The following is a 19,805-nucleotide window of genomic DNA, read 5'->3' as shown; positions in this document are numbered from 1 at the left end:
TCTACTAACCTTAGGCAGTTCTAATATTTTAAATGTTGTAATTATCTTTTGCTAATTTCTTTAAACTCTCTGTGAGTCTCTCCAATGTAGATTTGTCTTGGACGACCAATAGGCTCCTTACGTAAACGCATTTCGCGCCACTGTGCTATCCAACCTGGTAAACGTCCCATAGCAAACATTACGGTAAACATTTCTGTTGGGATTCCCATGCCTCGGTATATGATTCCTGAATAGAAATCGACATTAGGATATAATTTTCTATCTACAAAGTAGCTGTCTTCCAAAGCTTCTTTTTCTAGGCCTTTAGCGATGTCTAGAATAGGATCTTCAATACCTAACTCTCCTAACACATCATCAGCTGCTTTTTTGATGATTTTTGCTCTAGGATCAAAGTTTTTATAAACTCTGTGACCAAAGCCCATTAATCTGAAAGCATCATCTTTATCCTTGGCCTTAGCCATGTATTTTTTAGTGTCGCCACCATCTGCTTTGATTCCTTCAAGCATTTCTAGAACCGCTTGATTAGCACCACCATGAAGTGGTCCCCATAATGCTGAAATACCAGCAGAAAGCGAAGCAAATAAACCGGCGTGAGATGAACCTACCATTCTTACTGTAGAGGTAGAACAATTTTGCTCATGATCTGCATGAAGAATTAATAATTTATCCAAAGCATTTACTAATACAGGATTTTGTTCGTAATCCTCATTAGGTTGCTTAAACATCATATGTAAAATGTTCTCTACATACCCTAAGCTGGATTTTCCGTAATCCAATGGCAATCCATTTTTCTTACGCATAGTCCAAGCTACCAAAATTGGGAATTTCCCTAAAATCTTAACAATGGCATTATACATATCCTCTTCTGAATCTATATTTACAGATGATGGATTAAATGCGGTTAATGCACTGGTTAAAGAGGCCAATACACCCATTGGATGTGCTGATTTAGGAAAAGCGTCTAATATTTTTTTAACGTCATCATCTAAAACAGAATTCTTTTTGATATCTGAATGGAATTTTGCCAAACGCTCTGCATCTGGTAACTCTCCAAAAATCAATAAATAAGCCACCTCTAGAAAATCTGCCTTCTCAGCTAAATCTTCAATCGAGTAGCCTCTATATCTCAAAATCCCTTTTTCCCCATCAAGAAAGGTAATGGCACTTTCACAAGATCCTGTATTTTTAAAACCTGGATCTATAGTAGTAACACCTCCCGTGACACTTCTAAGGGTTTTTATATCAATTGCAGTCTCATTTTCGGTTCCTGTAATTAAAGGAAATTCATGTTTTTGACCGTTGATTTCTAAAGTAGCTTTATCTGACATCTATACTGTAGTTTTATTAGTTTATGAGAACTGCTAAGGTACAAAATTCGTGAAGACTTCTAAAGTGAATTTATAAGGTATTTAACACTTATAGCCCACTTTGAGGCTTCTATTTGCTCTAAAACAACTGTTCACATTTCAATAAAGCAAATGGTCTTCAATATCGTTTTATTGAATAGATAGTATACTTTTGCAAAAAATTTCAGCATGCGTTTTATAGTTTTCTTTCTTTTACTTTCATCTAGCTCTTGCTTTTCTCAAGTGATCAATGTGGAATCGCTTCGGAAATCTGCAGATTCTTCAAAATGGTCTGGATCGGCAAGTTTGGATGTATCGCTTATTAAAAACACAAATGACATCTTTAGAATAGCCAATAAGGCGCACATTCAATACAATGACAAAACCAACCTCTGGTTGTTTATCAATGATCTCAATTTTCAGAAAATAGAAGGAAACTCTTTGGTCAACCGTGGAACCCAACATTTACGATATAATCGAAAATTAGGAGAACGCTTAAAATGGGAAGTTTTTGGACAAGCTCAGTACGATGCGATTTCTGAAATTGATTTTAGAGGGTTACTAGGAACCGGACCAAGATTTAAACTGAGTCAATCAGACAACTACAGGTTCTATTTAGGCACCTTATTTATGTACGAGTATGAGGAGGCCTCCAACATTATTGAAGACAGGATTAGAAGAGATTTTAGAGCAAGTACCTATTTGTCCTTTAGCCTATATCCCTCTCCAACCATAAGTATTGTGAGCACCAGTTACTATCAACCACGATTAGATAAGTTTGGAGACTATAGATTGTCTAGCAACACCTCTGTTCTATTCACTATTTTAGACAATCTTGCATTTAAGGTAAACTTCAACTTCAATTATGATGCTTATCCAGTGAGTACAAACATCCCTAATACACAATATGAGTTGACCAATGGGATTTTGTATTCGTTTTAAAACTGAAAAAAAACACCATAAAAAAAGCAGTCGAAAAAATTAATTTTCCGACTGCTTTTTCAACATATTCACATACATCGCTTCTACCTTAGATCTTGCCCAAGGCGTGCGTCTTAAAAACTTAAGACTGGACTTTACAGAAGGGTCTTGGGTGAAGCAACGTATGTTGATTTGATGTCCCATATACTCCCAACCGTAATGTGCTTCTAGCTCTGTAACTATAGATTCTAAAGTCTTACCGTGAAGTGGATTATTCTTTTGGGTTTCCATTTTAGAACGTTAATAAACTCGTATTAATTTCTATTGGCGTTAGATTTTCTAGCATTTCGGCGATTAGACTTTTGCCCACCAGACGATTTTGAACTCGGTTTAGCGTTTCCACCTCGACCTTGTCCTCTATTTCTTCCGCCTTGACCTTGTTTGATTGGTTCTGTAGAGGCATTGGGATCTGGCTCAAAACCTTCTACAATTTCGACGTCAATACGTTCTCCTATCAATTTTTCAATTCCCGTTAAATAAGAGGTTTCATCTGCACTTACTAAAGATAATGCTTGACCGTCTGCCCCTGCTCTACCTGTTCTACCAATTCTGTGCACATAATCTTCGGAAATATTAGGCAATTCAAAATTGATGACATGAGGTAATAATGGAATGTCTAATCCACGAGCCGCAATATCTGTGGCAACTAATACGGTAACGCGACCATTTTTAAATCCGGCCAAAGCTTTTGTTCTCGCGCCTTGACTTTTATTACCATGAATGGCCGCGGCAGTAATACCAGAGCTAATCATTGTTTTAGTCAATTTATTAGCACCGTGTTTTGTGCGGGTAAAAACCAATACCTGTTTCCAATTTCCTTCGGAAATGAGCTTAATAATAAGTCCGGTCTTTTTGGCTTTTGCAACACGATACACCTTTTGACTAATAGCCTCTACTGTGGTGTTTTCTGGAGTTGCCTCAACATGCACGGGATGATTAAGAATCCCCTGTGCTAATTTTTTAATATCTTTTGAAAACGTGGCCGAAAACATCAAATTTTGACGTTTGCTTGGTAACATTTTCATGATGCGTTCAATATCCCTAAGGAAGCCCATATCTAACATACGGTCTGCTTCATCTAAAACGAAAAAGTCGATCTTAGATAGCGATAACTCGCCTTGGTTGGCCAAATCGATAAGTCGTCCTGGCGTAGCTACCAAAATATCAACGCCTTGACGTAATTTTGTAACTTGTGGATTTTGATTTACACCACCAAAAATAACGGCACTTCTTAAATCTAAAAATTCAGAATACTCTTTGACATTGGCAAATACCTGAGCTGCCAATTCTCGAGTTGGTGTTAAAATAAGAGCACGAACTGGTCGGTGTCTTAGTGTTTCTTTTTCTGCCAATAAGTGCAACATTGGGAGTGTAAAACCAGCGGTTTTACCTGTTCCTGTTTGTGCTGATGCTAAAACATCGTTACCTTCTAAAATTGGTGGAATTGCCTTTGCCTGAATAGGACTTGGCGTAGTGTATCCCTTTTTGCTAATAGCTTTTAGCAAGGCTTGGGATAAGCCTAATGATTGAAATGACATATATTGTGTTTAGGAAGCAAACACTAGTTATTAGGTCACTTCTTTTAAGTTCGTGCAAAGGTACGGCTAATTTCTTCGATAGCCTTTAAATCCCTGACTTTGTGGAATAAACTTAAAATCAAGGCCAAATTGATCGTTGAAAATTTAAAAACCATAGCTCGAATAAGCATAAACCTCTAGCGTTCTTCGCACTAAAAAAAAGCCCTCGATAATTTCGAGAGCTTTAATATATTACGCCTGTCCTGTTGGCCCGAAATTTAACGGAATCGGTGGCTGTTCGACTAAAACAATTCGAACAGCCAATCTAAGCATTGTAATTTTATGGTTCTTATCGATTACGCCTGTCCTGTTGGTCCGAAATTGAGTGGGATTGGCGGCTGTTCGTAATCTTTAATTTCACCATGAGCCTTTTCAAATCGATTGACATTGTCTCCTAAAGCTTTTAATAATCGCTTCGCATGTTGTGGTGTCAATATAATTCTAGACTTAACCTTACTTTTTGGTGTACCGGGCATGATACTTACAAAGTCAACAACAAACTCAGAAACTGAGTGGTTAATGATTGCTAAGTTAGAATAAGTGCCTTCTGCTATCTTTTCATCTAGCTCTATGTTTATTCCCTTTTTATTAGGTTTTTTCTCTTCTGCCATGTTTCATTTGTTTTAGTTTCCGAAGACCTGTCTACCGACAATTAGTAACGAAAATCCAATTAATATAATTTTTAAATAAAAAGTCCTACTGTAAAAGTAGGACTTTTCTATTATTTAAAAGAAGTTTAAACTCATCTTAAATTAAATTTGACTTTAGGTCTTCATTAGGCCTTTGGCTTTTAAAACCCAAGTCTCATTTAGTTAAAGTTCATCTCTTCTTTAGCTTTCATCATCTCATTGAATTCCTCCTTAGAACCTACAATGATGTTATCAAATTTTCTAACACCGGTTCCTGCTGGAATTCTATGACCAACAATAACATTCTCTTTCAAGCCTTCAAGATCATCTACTTTTGCATTTACAGCTGCCTCATTCAATACTTTAGTGGTTTCTTGGAAAGAAGCCGCAGATATAAATGATTTGGTCTGTAAGGACGCTCTAGTAATTCCTTGTAAGATAGGAGTTGCTGTAGCAGGTTGTGCATCTCTAGCAGTCACCAATGCTTTGTCTTCTCTTCTCAATACAGAGTTTTCATCTCTCAATTCTCTTGAGCTCAAAATCTGTCCAGGTTTTAAAGTTGTAGAGTCACCAGCATCTTCAACAACCTTCATTCCGAAAATCTTATCATTTTCTTCAATAAAGTCTGCTTTGTGTGCTAATTGATCTTCTAAGAAAATGGTATCACCAGAATCAATGATTCTAACTTTACGCATCATTTGTCTTACAACAACCTCAAAGTGCTTATCATTAATCTTTACCCCTTGTAATCGGTAGACTTCTTGAACTTCATTAACCAAGTACTGTTGTACAGCAGCAGGGCCTTTAATGTTCAAGATGTCATTTGGTGTGATAGAACCATCAGATAATGGCATACCTGCTTTAACGTAATCATTCTCTTGTACTAAGATTTGATTAGACAATTTTACCAAATATTTCTTGACTTCACCAAGTTTAGATTCAATAATGATCTCACGGTTACCTCTCTTGATTTTTCCGAAGGATACCACACCATCAATTTCACTAACTACAGCTGGATTAGATGGATTACGCGCCTCGAACAACTCCGTTACACGTGGAAGACCCCCTGTAATATCACCTGCTTTGGCAGACTTACGAGGTATCTTAACTAAAATCTTACCGACTTTAATTTTCTCACCATCATCAATCATCAAGTGAGCTCCAACTGGTAGGTTGTAAGAACGTATGGTTTCACCTTTAGCATCTTCAATATGAAGTGTTGGGATGAGTTTCTTGTTTCTAGATTCAGAAATTACTTTCTCTTGGAAACCTGTTTGTTCATCAATTTCCACTTGATACGTAACCCCTTGATCAATATTTTCATACTTCACCTTACCGGCAAATTCTGAAATAATCACACCGTTATATGGATCCCAAGCACAAATCACTTGACCTTTCTTCACTTTATCACCTGGTTCAACGTAGATGAATGATCCGTAAGGAATGTTGTTTGTACTTAAGGTAATGCCTGTTTTAGCATCTACCAATTTCAATTCTGAAGTTCTAGAGATGACCACGTCAACATCCTTACCTTCATTATCTTTAGTTTTAACGGTTTTTAAATCTTCGATTTCTGCAACCCCGTCAAACTTAACGGTTAATTTATTTTCTTCGGAAATGTTACCGGCAATACCACCCACGTGGAAAGTACGCAAGGTTAACTGGGTTCCTGGCTCACCAATAGATTGTGCTGCCACAACACCAACGGCTTCACCACGTTGTACCATTTTACCTGTCGCTAAATTACGACCGTAACATTTAGAACAAATTCCTTTTTTAGCTTCACAAGTTAATGGAGAACGCACTTCGATGGAATCTAATGCAGATTGACCGATACGTTTCGCAATAGGATCATAAATGTGACCACCAGCTTCTACCAATAGTTCTTCGGTAATTGGATCATAAACATCATTAAGTGACGTACGACCAACAATTCTTGCTTCTAAGGTTTCGATAATCTCTTCGTTTTTCTTCAAAGGATTTACCTCAATACCTCTTAATGTACCACAATCTTCACTGTATACAATAACATCTTGAGATACATCTACCAAACGACGGGTTAAGTAACCAGCATCGGCTGTTTTAAGGGCGGTATCGGCAAGACCTTTACGAGCACCGTGAGTAGAGATAAAGTATTCTAAAATTGAAAGACCTTCCTTAAAGTTAGATAGAATCGGGTTTTCAATAATCTCACCTCCACCTGCATTAGATTTCTTAGGCTTGGCCATCAAACCACGCATACCTGTTAACTGACGAATCTGTTCTTTAGATCCACGAGCTCCAGAGTCAAGCATCATAAACACTGAGTTAAACCCTTGTTGATCCTCACGGATACGTTTCATGGAAAGCTCAGTTAATTCAGCATTTGTAGACGTCCAGATATCAATAACTTGGTTATAACGTTCGTTATTGGTAATTAATCCCATGTTATAGTTGCCCATGATCCCTTCTACCAATGTATTGGCTTTATCGATCATGCTTTGTTTTTCAGCAGGGATAATAATATCACCTAAACTAAAAGACAAACCACCTTGGAAGGCAAACTTATATCCTAATGTTTTAATCTCATCTAAGAATTCTGCAGTTTCAGGAACGCTTGTCGCTTTCAAGATACCGTGAATAATTTCTCTCAAAGATTTTTTGGTCAATACGTCATTAATATAACCAGCAGCAGCAGGAACGGTTTCGTTAAACAATACACGTCCTACAGTGGTTTCTATAATTTGAGTAGTTAATACGCCTTCTTCATTAAAATCTTGAGTTCTTACCTTGATACCAGCGTTCAAATCTACTTTCTTCTCGTTGTAAGCAATTGTTACTTCTTCTGGAGAATAAAAAGTTAAATTTTCACCTTTAACGGTGTAATTTTCATCTGTTTTACGCAATTTGGTCATATAATATAATCCAAGAACCATATCCTGAGAAGGTACAGTTACTGGAGATCCATTTGCAGGATTCAATATATTATGAGAAGCCAACATCAATAATTGCGCTTCTAAAATTGCTTCTGGTCCAAGTGGTAAGTGCACCGCCATTTGATCACCATCAAAATCGGCATTAAAGGCTGTACATACTAATGGGTGTAATTGGATCGCTTTACCTTCAATTAATTTAGGTTGAAAAGCTTGAATACCCAATCTGTGCAAAGTAGGCGCACGGTTTAGCAATACTGGATGTCCTTTAAGAACGTTCTCCAAGATATCCCAAACCACAGGCTCTTTACGATCTATAATTTTCTTAGCAGATTTTACCGTTTTTACAATTCCTCTCTCTATCAGTTTTCTAATGATGAAAGGTTTGTAAAGTTCGGCAGCCATGTTTTTAGGCAATCCACATTCAAATAATTTTAATTCTGGTCCAACAACAATTACAGAACGTGCAGAATAATCAACACGCTTACCAAGTAAGTTTTGACGGAAACGTCCTTGCTTACCTTTAAGTGAATCTGATAATGATTTTAATGGTCTGTTAGAATCTGTTTTTACTGCGGAAGATTTACGTGTATTATCAAACAATGAATCTACAGATTCTTGTAACATACGTTTCTCATTACGCAAAATCACCTCAGGTGCTTTAATCTCAACCAATCGCTTTAAACGATTATTACGAATAATCACACGACGATAAAGATCATTTAAATCTGAAGTTGCAAAACGACCACCATCTAAAGGCACTAAAGGTCTTAATTCTGGCGGAATGATTGGAATAGCCTTCATGATCATCCATTCTGGCTTATTCTCACGATTAGCGTTAGAATCTCTAAAGGCTTCAACAACCTGTAGACGTTTTAAAGCTTCCGTTTTACGTTGTTTAGAGGTTTCTGTGTTTGCTTTGTGACGTAATTCAAACGATAATTCGTTCAAATCAATTCGCGCTAACAAATCAATTAAACACTCTGCACCCATTTTTGCAATAAACTTGTTTGGATCACTATCATCCAAATGTCTGTTTTCTTGCGGAAGGGTCTCCATGATATTTAGATACTCCTCTTCTGTTAAGAAGTCCATTTTTTGTAATGGCTCTCCTTCAATGTTTTTAGCATCACCAGGTTGAATGACCACATAACGTTCGTAATATATAATCATATCTAAACGCTTAGATGGTAACCCTAATAAATATCCTATTTTATTTGGTAAAGAACGGAAATACCAAATGTGCGCCACTGGCACCACCAAATTGATGTGGCCAACACGATCACGACGTACTTTCTTCTCTGTTACCTCTACACCACAACGGTCACAAACAATACCTTTGTAGCGAATTCTTTTATATTTACCACAAGCACATTCAAAATCCTTAACAGGACCAAAAATACGCTCACAGAACAAACCGTCACGTTCTGGTTTGTGTGTTCGATAATTAATAGTTTCTGGTTTTAAAACCTCACCACGAGATGCTGCCAAAACAGATTCTGGAGATGCTAAACCAATAGAAATCTTGTTGAATTTCTGTACTGTATTCTTATCTTGTCTTCTTGCCATTTTTCTATAGTCTTCAGTCTTCAATCTTCAGTAAGCAATACATGCTGCTTACTGAAGACTGCCTACTATTTTTATTCCTCTAATCTAATATCTAATCCTAATCCTTTCAATTCGTGCATAAGTACGTTGAAAGATTCAGGTAGTCCTGGTTCTGGCATTGGTTCACCTTTTACGATTGCTTCGTAAGTTTTGGCTCTACCAATAACGTCATCAGATTTCACGGTTAAGATCTCACGCAAAGTACTCGATGCGCCATAGGCCTCAAGTGCCCAAACCTCCATCTCACCAAAACGCTGTCCACCAAACTGAGCTTTACCACCCAATGGTTGTTGCGTAATCAATGAGTATGGCCCGATAGAACGCGCGTGCATCTTATCATCAATCATGTGACCTAGTTTGATCATGTAAATGACACCAACAGTTGCCGGTTGGTCAAAACGATCACCAGTTCCACCATCATAAAGGTAGGTATGACCAAATCTTGGCACGCCAGCTTCATCAGTAAACTCGTTGATTTGATCAAGTGTAGCACCATCAAAAATTGGTGTTGCATACGTACGACCTAGTTTTTGACCAGCCCAACCTAGAACAGTTTCATAGATTTGACCAATATTCATACGAGAAGGTACACCAAGAGGGTTCAATACAATATCAACAGGAGTTCCATCTTCTAAGAATGGCATGTCCTCTTGACGAACAATACGAGCAACAATACCTTTGTTACCGTGACGACCCGCCATTTTATCACCAACTTTAAGTTTACGTTTCTTAGCAACATAAACCTTAGCTAGTTTGATGATTCCCGCTGGTAACTCATCACCAACAGAAATTGTAAACTTCTCACGACGTAAAGAACCTTGAAGATCATTTTCTTTGATCTTGTAGTTGTGAATTAAATCTGCAACTAAAGAGTTTAAGTGATCATCTGTAGTCCAAGTACCAGAAGTTAAATGCGTATAATCATCAACTGCATTTAACATCTTAAGCGTGTACTTCTTCCCTTTAGGAATGATTTCCTCGCTAAGATCATTATAGATACCTTGAGCAGTTTTACCATTAACAAGTGCAAATAATTTATCGACTAAGACGTCTTTTAAATCATCAAACTTCTTGTAATAGATATTCTCTAATGCTTCAATATCCTCTTTATCTTTAGCTCTCTTACGTTTGTCTTTGATTGCTCTTGAGAATAATTTCTTCTCAATAACAACACCATGTAATGAAGGAGATGCTTTTAAAGATGCATCCTTAACATCACCAGCTTTATCACCAAAGATGGCACGTAATAATTTTTCTTCTGGAGTTGGATCAGATTCTCCTTTTGGAGTAATCTTACCAATAAGAATATCGCCTGGCTTAATTTCTGCACCAATACGAATCATACCGTTTTCATCTAAGTCTTTAGTAGCCTCTTCTGAAACGTTAGGAATATCATTAGTCAATTCTTCGTTACCTAATTTGGTATCTCTAACTTCTAATGAATATTCATCAATATGAATGGACGTGAAAATATCATCACGAACTACTTTTTCTGAAATTACAATCGCATCCTCAAAGTTGTAACCTTTCCATGGCATAAAGGCCACTTTCATGTTACGACCTAAAGCTAGCTCTCCTTTTTCAGTAGCATAACCTTCACAAAGTACTTGACCTCTTCTAACCTTGTCGCCTCTTGTAACAATTGGCTTTAAGTTAATAGACGTCCCTTGGTTGGTCTTTCTAAACTTAACTAAAGGATATGTTTTGGTATCACTTTCAAAGCTAACCATAGCAGCCTCTTCAGAACGCTCGTATTTTATAGTGATTTCATTAGCATCAACATATTCTACAACACCATCACCTTCTGCATTAATCAATACTCTAGAGTCTGAAGCAACTTGACGCTCTAAACCTGTACCTACAATTGGTGCTTGCGGACGTAACAATGGTACGGCCTGACGCATCATGTTTGAGCCCATCAAAGCACGGTTGGCATCATCATGTTCCAAGAATGGAATTAAGGATGCTGAGATTGAAGCAATTTGATTAGGCGCTACATCTGTATAATGTACATTAACAGGATCAATAACTGGGAAATCACCTTCTTGACGTGCAATAATTTTTTCCTCAAGAATTTTACCGTCATCGTCAACCTTAATGTTTGCTTGCGCAATCAACATGTCTTCCTCTTCCTCTGCACTTAAATAAACTGGCGCGTTCTTGATATCAACAACACCATTTTCTGCTTTTCTATAAGGTGTTTCAATGAAGCCCATTGGGTTTACCTTAGCAAAAACAGATAAAGATGAAATTAAACCAATGTTTGGACCCTCTGGAGTTTCAATAGGGCAAAGTCTTCCGTAGTGCGTATAGTGAACGTCACGTACCTCAAACCCTGCTCTTTCTCTTGACAAACCACCTGGTCCAAGAGCTGAAAGACGACGCTTGTGCGTGATCTCTGCCAAAGGATTGGTTTGGTCCATAAATTGAGATAATTGGTTGGTTCCAAAGAATGAGTTGATTACTGAAGACAAAGTCTTCGCGTTAATCAAATCGATTGGAGTAAAGACCTCGTTATCACGAACGTTCATACGCTCACGAATGGTACGGGCCATACGTGCCAAACCAACACCAAATTGAGATGATAATTGTTCTCCAACAGTTCTAACACGACGGTTAGACAAGTGATCGATATCATCAATCTCTGCCTTAGAGTTAATCAACTCAATTAAATATTTTATAATCGTTATGATATCTTCTTTGGTAAGCACTTGCTTATCCATACCGATATCCAACTGTAATTTCTTGTTCATTCTATAACGACCTACTTCACCTAAAGAGTAACGTTGGTCTGAAAAGAATAATTTGTCAATAATACCACGTGCAGTCTCCTCATCTGGCGGCTCAGCGTTACGTAATTGACGGTAAATATGTTCAACAGCCTCTTTTTCTGAGTTTGTTGGATCTTTTTGTAACGTATTGTGAATGATAGCATAATCACCCTGTTGTGCAGTTTCCTTATGCAACAGAATTGTTTTTACGCCAGCTTCAAGAATTTCTTCAATATTATCTTTGTCGATAACAGTATCACGATCTAAAACAATTTCATTACGCTCGATAGATACCACTTCTCCAGTATCTTCATCTACGAAATCCTCGTGCCATGTATTTAATACACGTGCAGCAAGCTTACGATCGATTACTTTTTTCAATCCAGATTTTGAAACCTTCACTTCTTCTGCAAGGTCAAAAATCTCTAGAATGTCTTTATCACGTTCAAAACCAATAGCTCTGAACAATGTAGTAACTGGTAATTTTTTCTTTCTATCAATGTAAGCATACATCACTTGGTTGATATCGGTAGCGAATTCTATCCAAGACCCTTTAAACGGGATAACTCTGGCAGAATATAATTTAGTACCGTTAGCATGAAATGATTGGCTAAAGAATACACCAGGCGAACGGTGTAACTGAGATACCACAACACGCTCTGCACCATTGATACAAAAAGTACCACTTGGTGTCATGTAAGGAATCGTTCCTAAATAGACATCTTGAACGATAGTTTCAAAATCCTCATGCTCAGGATCTGTACAATACAACTTTAATCTAGCCTTAAGAGGCACGCTGTAAGTAAGACCTCTTTCGATACACTCCTCTATAGAGTAGCGTGGAGGATCAATAAAATAATCCAAGAATTCCAATACAAATTGATTACGCGTATCTGTAATTGGGAAGTTTTCCATGAAGGTATTGTAGAGCCCTTCGTTTCCTCTTTCTTCTGATTTTGTCTCTAACTGGAAAAAATCCTGAAAGGATTTTATTTGGATATCCAAGAAGTCTGGATAATCCGTTTTGTTTATAATGGAAGAGAAATTTAATCTTTCAGCTGTATTTGCTAACATCGATGAACGAGATTTTGATTAAAAAATAATGAATTTATTTATGTACTTTTTATATACACAAAAGGGTTTAGGTCGTTCCGAGTAATTCGGAAGACCTAAACCATAATTTGTAGGTTAGTTAAGCTTATTTAAGCTCAACCTCTGCTCCAGCCTCTTCTAATTGAGCTTTAAGAGCTTCTGCTTCATCCTTAGCAATACCTTCCTTGATTGGAGATGGTGCGTCGTCAACTAAACCTTTTGCTTCTTTTAATCCTAAACCAGTTAATTCTTTAACTAATTTCACAACTGCAAGTTTAGAACCACCTGCTGCCTTAAGGATTACGTCAAATTCTGTTTGCTCTTCAGCAGCTTCGCCACCACCTTGAGCTGGACCCGCCATAGCTACTGCTGCAGCTGCTGGTTCAATTCCGTATTCGTCTTTTAAAATTGTAGCTAATTCGTTTACTTCTTTTACTGTTAAGTTAACTAATTGCTCTGCAAAGTCTTTTAAATCTGCCATTTTCTACCGTTTTAATAATTTGTAAATATAATTGTTTTAAGTGCGTACTTAATTGACTTATCCTTCTTTCTCGGATAAGGTTTTAATAATTCCAGCAAGTTTCCCACCACTTGATTTAAGTGCTGATATAACATTTTTAGCTGGTGATTGTAATAAGCCGATGATATCTCCAATAACTTCTTCTTTAGATTTGATATCAACCAACATATCTAATTGCTCATCACCAATGTAAATTGCCTCTTCAATAAAAGCTCCTTTAAGCAAAGGCTTATCAGATTTTTTACGAAAGTTTTTAATTACTTTAGCTGGAGCATTTCCAGTTTCAGAATACATTACTGAGGTATTACCCTTAAGTACTGATGGTAAGTTCCCGAAATCTTTTTCAGAAGCTTCCATAGCTTTAGACAATAATGTATTTTTAACTACGCTTAATTGCACATTTGCTTTGTAGCATGCGCGACGTAGGTCTGAAGTGTTTCCTGCATTTAATCCTGAAATATCCGCTAGATATATGTTTGGATTATCTGCTAATTGCGCAGTCAACTCTTCAATTACTTGTGATTTTTCTTCTCTTGTCATAATAATAAAGATTTAACTACTTAACTAAATTTTGGGTCTACTGCGATACTAGGGCTCATTGTACTAGACATGAAGATACTTTTCATATAAACACCCTTAGCCGCTGTAGGTTTCAATTTGTTTAAGGTGGTTAATAATTCCATCGCATTTTCCTGCAACTTGTCAGCACTAAAAGATGCTTTACCAATTGGAGCATGAACAATACCGGTTTTATCCACTTTAAAGTCAATTTTACCTGCTTTTACTTCTGCAACTGCTTTAGCCACATCCATAGTAACAGTACCTGTTTTTGGGTTAGGCATTAAACCTCTAGGGCCTAAAATTCTACCCAAAGGTCCCAATTTACCCATAATAGCTGGCATGGTAACGATAACGTCAACATCTGTCCAACCACCTTTAATTTTATCAAGATACTCGTCTAGTCCAACGTAATCAGCACCAGCTGCTTTAGCTTCCTCCTCTTTATCTGGAGTCACCAAAGCCAACACTTTCATGTCTTTACCTGTACCATGTGGAAGAGATACAACACCTCTTACCATTTGATTTGCTTTACGAGGATCTACACCTAATCTTACTGCTAAATCAACAGAAGCGTCAAACTTAGTGTAAGTGATATCCTTTAATAACGCTGAAGCCTCTTCAAGAGAATATAATTTATTCTTCTCTACTTTGGCTCTTGCCTCTTTTTGTTTTTTTGTAATTGCCATTTCAAAAATTTTTTAGTTAGGAGCTTCTCCGCCTCTAACTGTTATTCCCATTGATCTTGCAGTACCCGCTACCATTTTCATGGCTGCGTTAATGTTAAATGCATTTAAATCTTGCATTTTGTCCTCTGCGATAGCTTTCACTTGATCCCAAGTTACTTTTGCTATTTTCTTTCTGTTCGGTTCTCCAGATCCTTTTTTTACTTTGGCCGCTTCTAATAATTGTACTGCAGCCGGAGGTGTTTTAATAACGAAATCAAAGGATTTATCTTTGTAAACAGAAATAACAACAGGAAGTACCTTACCGGCCTTGTCCTGAGTTCTTGCGTTAAATTGCTTACAAAACTCCATGATATTAACTCCAGCAGCACCTAAAGCGGGTCCAACCGGTGGCGACGGATTCGCAGCACCTCCCCGAACTTGTAACTTAACTACTTTACCTAATTCTTTTGCCATTTTGAAAATTTTAGTTGTGCATGTCTTTTTAATGGAAGCAAAAAGACATACGCTCTATGTATGTAACAATTATTATACTTTATCTACTTGCATATAACTTAATTCCAATGGTGTTTTTCTTCCAAAAATCTTAACCATTACTTCAAGTTTACGCTTGTCTTCATTGATTTTTTCTACCGTACCGTCAAATCCGTTAAACGGTCCATCAATAACTTTTATAGTCTCACCAATGGTGTAAGGAATTGCAACATTAGCATCTGCATCTACAGTTAACTCATCTACCTTACCTAACATTCTATTGACCTCAGACTGTCTCAATGGCACAGGATCTCCACCTTTGGTTTCTCCTAAAAATCCGATAACATTTGTGATCGACTTAATTATGTGAGGAATTTCACCACTTAAATTAGCCTGAATCATAATGTAACCAGGAAAATAAACACGTTCTTTATTTATTTTCTTTCCATTTCTAATTTGGATGACCTTTTCAGTAGGCACTAGAACCTGATCAATAAAATCTTCTAAACTTAACCTAGTGATTTCATTCTCTATATAAGCTTTGATCTTATTCTCTTGACCGCTAACTGCTCTAACGACGTACCACTTCTTATTTACATTTGTCTCAGACATTGTCTAAAAATCTTTTTTGATTAATTACATCAAGTTGAAATACGCTTTTATCACTCTACTGAACACTGTATCAATTCCCCAAATAGCCAAGGAGAATATTATTGAAAACACAGCTACCAGAATTGTGAGGCGTTGTGCTTCTGGCCACGTTGGCCATGACACGTTATTCTTCAATTCATTAAAAGATTCCTTAACGTAATTTGCTAATCCAGCCATTTTATAACTATTTAAATAGATGTTTAAACTGAACCTAATGCTTTAGCTTAAACAATAATATCTTTTTTTTGTCGCACGGGTTGAGAGACTCGAACTCACGACACCTGGTTTTGGAGACCAGTGCTCTACCAACTGAGCTAAACCCGTATAATTGAGGTTTTCTAAAAAAAATCTCAACCATTTAATTTACATACTTCAGTATAAGTTATTCATAACAAATGAAGCAAGCAAACCCATAAATATAAATCAAGGCGTCACGCTTAGAAGCATGACACCTTAACTATATTATATTCTAAATACTTAGTCTAAAATCTCAGTAACCTGACCAGCACCTACAGTTCTACCACCTTCACGGATAGCGAAACGTAGACCAATGTTCATTGCAATTGGCTGAATCAATTCTACAGTAATAGTAAGGTTATCACCTGGCATTACCATTTCAACACCATCAGGAAGCATAATGTTTCCAGTTACGTCAGTTGTACGTACGTAAAACTGTGGACGGTAGTTATTATGGAATGGCGTGTGACGTCCACCTTCTTCTTTCTTAAGTACGTAAACCTCAGCTTTAAATTTAGAGTGTGGTGTTACTGAACCTGGTTTAGTAATAACCATACCTCTAGAGATTTGAGATTTCTCAATACCTCTTAAAAGAATACCTGCGTTATCTCCAGCTTCTCCTCTATCTAGGATTTGACGGAACATTTCAATACCAGTAATAGTAGAGTTTAATTTCTCTGCACCCATACCAATGATTTCAACAGGATCTCCTGTTTTAGCAACACCAGTTTCGATACGTCCTGTCGCAACAGTACCACGACCAGTAATAGAGAAAACATCTTCAATAGGCATCAAGAATGGCTTATCCATATCTCTCACTGGCTCTTCAATCCAGTTATCAACAGCTTCCATCAACTCCATAACAGTATCCACCCATTTTTGCTCACCGTTCAAAGCACCAAGTGCAGAACCAGCAATTACAGGGCCATTATCACCATCATATTCATAGAAAGACAATAAGTCTCTAATTTCCATTTCAACAAGCTCTAAAAGCTCTTCGTCATCAACCATATCCACTTTATTCATGAATACAACGATACGAGGAATACCAACCTGACGTCCTAAAAGGATGTGCTCACGAGTTTGTGGCATTGGACCATCAGTAGCAGCAACAACAAGAATAGCACCATCCATTTGAGCAGCACCAGTAACCATGTTTTTTACGTAATCCGCGTGACCAGGACAGTCAACGTGAGCGTAGTGACGGTTAGCAGTTGCATATTCAACGTGCGATGTATTAATTGTGATACCTCTTTCTTTTTCTTCCGGAGCGTTATCAATTTGATCAAATGATCTTGCTTCAGATAAACCTGCATCAGCTAATACTTTAGTAATAGCAGCAGTTAAAGTTGTTTTACCGTGATCTACGTGTCCAATAGTACCTATGTTAAGGTGCGGTTTTGAACGATCGAAAGTTGCCTTTGCCATGTTTTATTTATTTAATCTTAATTTATATTAGTGTTCAATTTCAATTCTAAGCGAAAAAAAAGAGCCAATGACGAGATTTGAACTCGTGACCTCTTCCTTACCAAGGAAACGCTCTACCCCTGAGCTACACCGGCTTATTGGTTACAGGTTTAGAGTTTAATTCTCAAGCGTCTAGATTGAAGGCATTAAACTCATTATTCTGAGCGGACAGCATCACTAGATGCTTAAATCCAGAGCTAAAGTGAGATTTAATGTAAATGCTTCACTTTTTGTTGAGCGAAAGACCGGGTTCGAACCGGCGACATTCAGCTTGGAAGGCTGACGCTCTACCAACTGAGCTACTTTCGCATTAATAAAGAATCAAGGATTCTTTGTTGGTTATTGTGGGGAGAGCAGGATTCGAACCTGCGAAGACGTAGTCAGCAGATTTACAGTCTGCCCTCGTTGGCCGCTTGAGTATCTCCCCAAAACTTATTTTCAATATTTCAAATTCAAACCTCAAAATCCTTCATTTGATTTTGATGTTTTAAAGAGCCGATGGAGGGACTCGAACCCACGACCTGCTGATTACAAATCAGCTGCTCTAGCCAGCTGAGCTACATCGGCTTTTAAACTTAATTTGTGAGCAAAAAAAGTCCGCTATTTCTAACGGACTGCAAATGTATAGATTTATTTAATTATTCAAAAGAAAATTTAAATTATTTTTCTTTAAATTTTATCTAAATGTGTGCTCTGAGCTTTTCTTTTCTTTTTTTCAATTGTCGCTCTAAAGAGGAAACCGCCATATCTGCGCCCTCTTCAAAGGTTTTGCACTGTTTTTTTACTACAAAACTATCACCAGGAACTTTTACTCTGGCCTCAAAAATTTTGTTCTCTTTGTCGCTAGTGTTTTCTACTTTTAAATAAACATCAGACTGTATGATCTTATCGTAAAACAAATCCAACTTGTCCATGCGCTTCTGCACGAAATCGATTAGCTTTTTATCTGCATTAAAATTCACAGATTGTGTGTTTACCTTCATAATCATTATTTTATTGGTTAGACAATATTAATTTTCACTTCTTGGATGCGCTTTAGCATAAACATTTTTAAGCTCGGCTATACTATTATGGGTATAGACTTGCGTTGCTGCCAAACTCGAATGGCCAAGAAGTTCTTTAACAGCATTTAAATTTGCGCCTTGATTAAGTAAGTGAGTCGCGAATGAGTGCCTCAATATATGCGGACTCTTCTTTACCTTAGAAGACACCTTACTAAAGTAATCATTTATAATTCTGTAAACAAGATTTTCATAAATTTTAACCCCCTTTTTTGTTAAAAGCAAATAGGTATGATCTTCCAAATGTTCTAAGTTCTTCCTGACGTTGATATAGTCCTTAACTGTATTTTGAACTGAAGGTATGAGCGGAATGATACGCTCTTTATTGCGCTTTCCTAATACTTTTAATGTTCCGTTGCTTTGATCTACATCATTGATTTTAAGATTTACCATTTCAATGCGCCTGATTCCTGTGGCGTAAAATAACTCAATCATTAATCGATTTCTTACACCTTCAAAATCGTTATCTACTTTAAGAAGTTCAAGTACTGTTTTCATTTCCTTTTCTGAAAATGGCACTTGTATTTTTTTATTGGTCTTAAGAACTTTATGCTTGCTTAACGGATTTATTTTAACGTCCCCGACCTTGAGCAAAAATTTATAATACGTATTCAACGAGGAAACTTTACGGTTGATGCTTCTATTAGAAATCCCAGCTTCTACCATACTCACAATCCATGACCTAATTTGAGAATAATTAGCCGTTTTGCAATCGTCTGTTTCATATTCCGAAGCAATAAATGCCGAAAACCCCTTAAGATCGTTGAGATAGGCTTTAAGAGTGAGCTCAGAATAGTTTTTTTCGAGTAGAAGATAATCTGAAAATGCTGCGATAGACATGTTGTTCAAGTATTGAACTTCCAAATTACAAACTTTTACCTATCTACGATACTTTAATCTTGAAAATAGAGAATGCTGTCAAGAAGAACACTACAGATAGTTTTTAGAAAATTGGACTGCTATAAACAAAAAATCCCGCTATTTCTAGCGGGATTTCTTTATCGATCTGTAAAGCTTAGATAGCTTCTTGGTCTCTTAAACCTTGAACATACTGTGCTTTTTGAACTTGTGCTCTCTTAACGATTGAAGGTTTAGTAAATTCCTTACGTGAATTTAAAGAACGCTTCACTCCCGTTTTATCAAACTTACGTTTGTAACGCTTTAGTGCTCGGTCTATATTTTCTCCTTCTTTAATTGGAATTATTAACATAGTGTCTTAACCTCCTCTCTTTTAG

General features: G+C 37.0%; 17 protein-coding genes and 5 tRNA genes. 1 reads left to right on the top strand and 21 read right to left on the bottom strand.

Features of this window, described 5'->3' with window-relative positions; all coding sequences use genetic code 11:
• Positions 1 to 41 precede the first annotated feature (41 nt).
• Positions 42 to 1,328: a citrate synthase gene (locus P176_RS0113770; protein ID WP_026755249.1), complete on the bottom strand. Its 1,287-nt coding sequence runs from the start codon at positions 1,326 to 1,328 to the stop codon at positions 42 to 44.
• A 207-nt stretch (positions 1,329 to 1,535) separates the two neighbouring features.
• Here P176_RS0113770 and P176_RS0113765 point away from each other — a divergent pair, with 207 nt between their 5' ends.
• Positions 1,536 to 2,288, top strand: a complete 753-nt coding sequence (locus tag P176_RS0113765; protein ID WP_026755248.1) for a DUF481 domain-containing protein — start codon at positions 1,536 to 1,538, stop codon at positions 2,286 to 2,288.
• 39 nt (positions 2,289 to 2,327) lie between these two features.
• Here P176_RS0113765 and P176_RS0113760 read toward each other — a convergent pair whose 3' ends face one another.
• The 20 genes from P176_RS0113760 to rpsU all read right to left on the bottom strand — a co-directional run bounded on the left by P176_RS0113760 (position 2,328) and on the right by rpsU (position 19,780).
• Positions 2,328 to 2,558, bottom strand: a complete 231-nt coding sequence (locus P176_RS0113760; RefSeq protein ID WP_026755247.1) for a VF530 family DNA-binding protein — start codon at positions 2,556 to 2,558, stop codon at positions 2,328 to 2,330.
• A gap of 23 nt (positions 2,559 to 2,581) precedes the next feature.
• Positions 2,582 to 3,865 (bottom strand): DEAD/DEAH box helicase, encoded by a 1,284-nt coding sequence (locus P176_RS0113755; RefSeq protein WP_026755246.1) that lies wholly within the window; start codon positions 3,863 to 3,865, stop codon positions 2,582 to 2,584.
• Between the two features lie 335 nt (positions 3,866 to 4,200).
• Positions 4,201 to 4,515: a DUF3467 domain-containing protein gene (locus tag P176_RS0113750; protein ID WP_026755245.1), complete on the bottom strand. Its 315-nt coding sequence runs from the start codon at positions 4,513 to 4,515 to the stop codon at positions 4,201 to 4,203.
• Positions 4,516 to 4,712: 197 nt separating this feature from the next.
• Entirely contained in the window at positions 4,713 to 9,014 is a 4,302-nt protein-coding gene (rpoC, locus tag P176_RS0113745; RefSeq protein WP_026755244.1) for a DNA-directed RNA polymerase subunit beta', read from the bottom strand.
• 71 nt (positions 9,015 to 9,085) lie between these two features.
• Positions 9,086 to 12,898, bottom strand: coding sequence for a DNA-directed RNA polymerase subunit beta (rpoB, locus tag P176_RS0113740; RefSeq protein WP_026755243.1), 3,813 nt, complete (start codon positions 12,896 to 12,898; stop codon positions 9,086 to 9,088).
• Positions 12,899 to 13,022: 124 nt separating this feature from the next.
• Positions 13,023 to 13,397 carry a 50S ribosomal protein L7/L12 gene (rplL, locus tag P176_RS0113735; RefSeq protein WP_026755242.1) on the bottom strand — a complete coding sequence of 125 codons (375 nt, stop codon included), beginning with the start codon at positions 13,395 to 13,397 and terminating at the stop codon, positions 13,023 to 13,025.
• Between the two features lie 57 nt (positions 13,398 to 13,454).
• Positions 13,455 to 13,976, bottom strand: coding sequence for a 50S ribosomal protein L10 (rplJ, locus tag P176_RS0113730; RefSeq protein ID WP_026755241.1), 522 nt, complete (start codon positions 13,974 to 13,976; stop codon positions 13,455 to 13,457).
• 20 nt (positions 13,977 to 13,996) lie between these two features.
• The gene (gene rplA, locus P176_RS0113725) at positions 13,997 to 14,683 is read right to left on the bottom strand and encodes a 50S ribosomal protein L1 (RefSeq protein WP_026755240.1); all 687 of its coding nucleotides are present in this window, start codon (positions 14,681 to 14,683) and stop codon (positions 13,997 to 13,999) included.
• 12 nt (positions 14,684 to 14,695) lie between these two features.
• A complete protein-coding gene (gene rplK, locus P176_RS0113720) occupies positions 14,696 to 15,136 on the bottom strand; it encodes a 50S ribosomal protein L11 (RefSeq protein ID WP_026755239.1) in 441 nt (146 codons plus the stop codon).
• A 72-nt stretch (positions 15,137 to 15,208) separates the two neighbouring features.
• Positions 15,209 to 15,766 (bottom strand): transcription termination/antitermination protein NusG, encoded by a 558-nt coding sequence (nusG, locus tag P176_RS0113715; protein ID WP_026755238.1) that lies wholly within the window; start codon positions 15,764 to 15,766, stop codon positions 15,209 to 15,211.
• Between the two features lie 24 nt (positions 15,767 to 15,790).
• Positions 15,791 to 15,982 (bottom strand): preprotein translocase subunit SecE, encoded by a 192-nt coding sequence (gene secE, locus P176_RS0113710; RefSeq protein ID WP_026755237.1) that lies wholly within the window; start codon positions 15,980 to 15,982, stop codon positions 15,791 to 15,793.
• A 74-nt stretch (positions 15,983 to 16,056) separates the two neighbouring features.
• Positions 16,057 to 16,129 (bottom strand) — tRNA-Trp (locus P176_RS0113705).
• Positions 16,130 to 16,282: 153 nt separating this feature from the next.
• Positions 16,283 to 17,470, bottom strand: coding sequence for an elongation factor Tu (tuf, locus tag P176_RS0113700; protein ID WP_026755236.1), 1,188 nt, complete (start codon positions 17,468 to 17,470; stop codon positions 16,283 to 16,285).
• Between the two features lie 62 nt (positions 17,471 to 17,532).
• A tRNA-Thr gene (locus tag P176_RS0113695) sits at positions 17,533 to 17,604 on the bottom strand.
• A gap of 141 nt (positions 17,605 to 17,745) precedes the next feature.
• Positions 17,746 to 17,818: transfer RNA gene (locus tag P176_RS0113690), tRNA-Gly, on the bottom strand.
• A gap of 36 nt (positions 17,819 to 17,854) precedes the next feature.
• A tRNA-Tyr gene (locus P176_RS0113685) sits at positions 17,855 to 17,936 on the bottom strand.
• A 66-nt stretch (positions 17,937 to 18,002) separates the two neighbouring features.
• Positions 18,003 to 18,076, bottom strand: a tRNA-Thr gene (locus tag P176_RS0113680).
• A 113-nt stretch (positions 18,077 to 18,189) separates the two neighbouring features.
• Positions 18,190 to 18,492, bottom strand: a complete 303-nt coding sequence (gene hpf / locus P176_RS0113675) for a ribosome hibernation-promoting factor, HPF/YfiA family (RefSeq protein ID WP_026755235.1) — start codon at positions 18,490 to 18,492, stop codon at positions 18,190 to 18,192.
• Positions 18,493 to 18,519: 27 nt separating this feature from the next.
• The gene (locus P176_RS0113670; RefSeq protein ID WP_026755234.1) at positions 18,520 to 19,410 is read right to left on the bottom strand and encodes a tyrosine-type recombinase/integrase; all 891 of its coding nucleotides are present in this window, start codon (positions 19,408 to 19,410) and stop codon (positions 18,520 to 18,522) included.
• A gap of 175 nt (positions 19,411 to 19,585) precedes the next feature.
• Positions 19,586 to 19,780 (bottom strand): 30S ribosomal protein S21, encoded by a 195-nt coding sequence (gene rpsU / locus P176_RS0113665; RefSeq protein ID WP_026755233.1) that lies wholly within the window; start codon positions 19,778 to 19,780, stop codon positions 19,586 to 19,588.
• Positions 19,781 to 19,805 lie beyond the last annotated feature (25 nt).

Source organism: Sediminibacter sp. Hel_I_10, from assembly GCF_000688335.1.
Taxonomy (GTDB): Bacteria; Bacteroidota; Bacteroidia; order Flavobacteriales; family Flavobacteriaceae; genus Psychroserpens.
The sequence above is the reverse complement of the archived record's forward strand: the minus strand, read 5'-3'. Positions and strand labels throughout refer to the sequence as shown.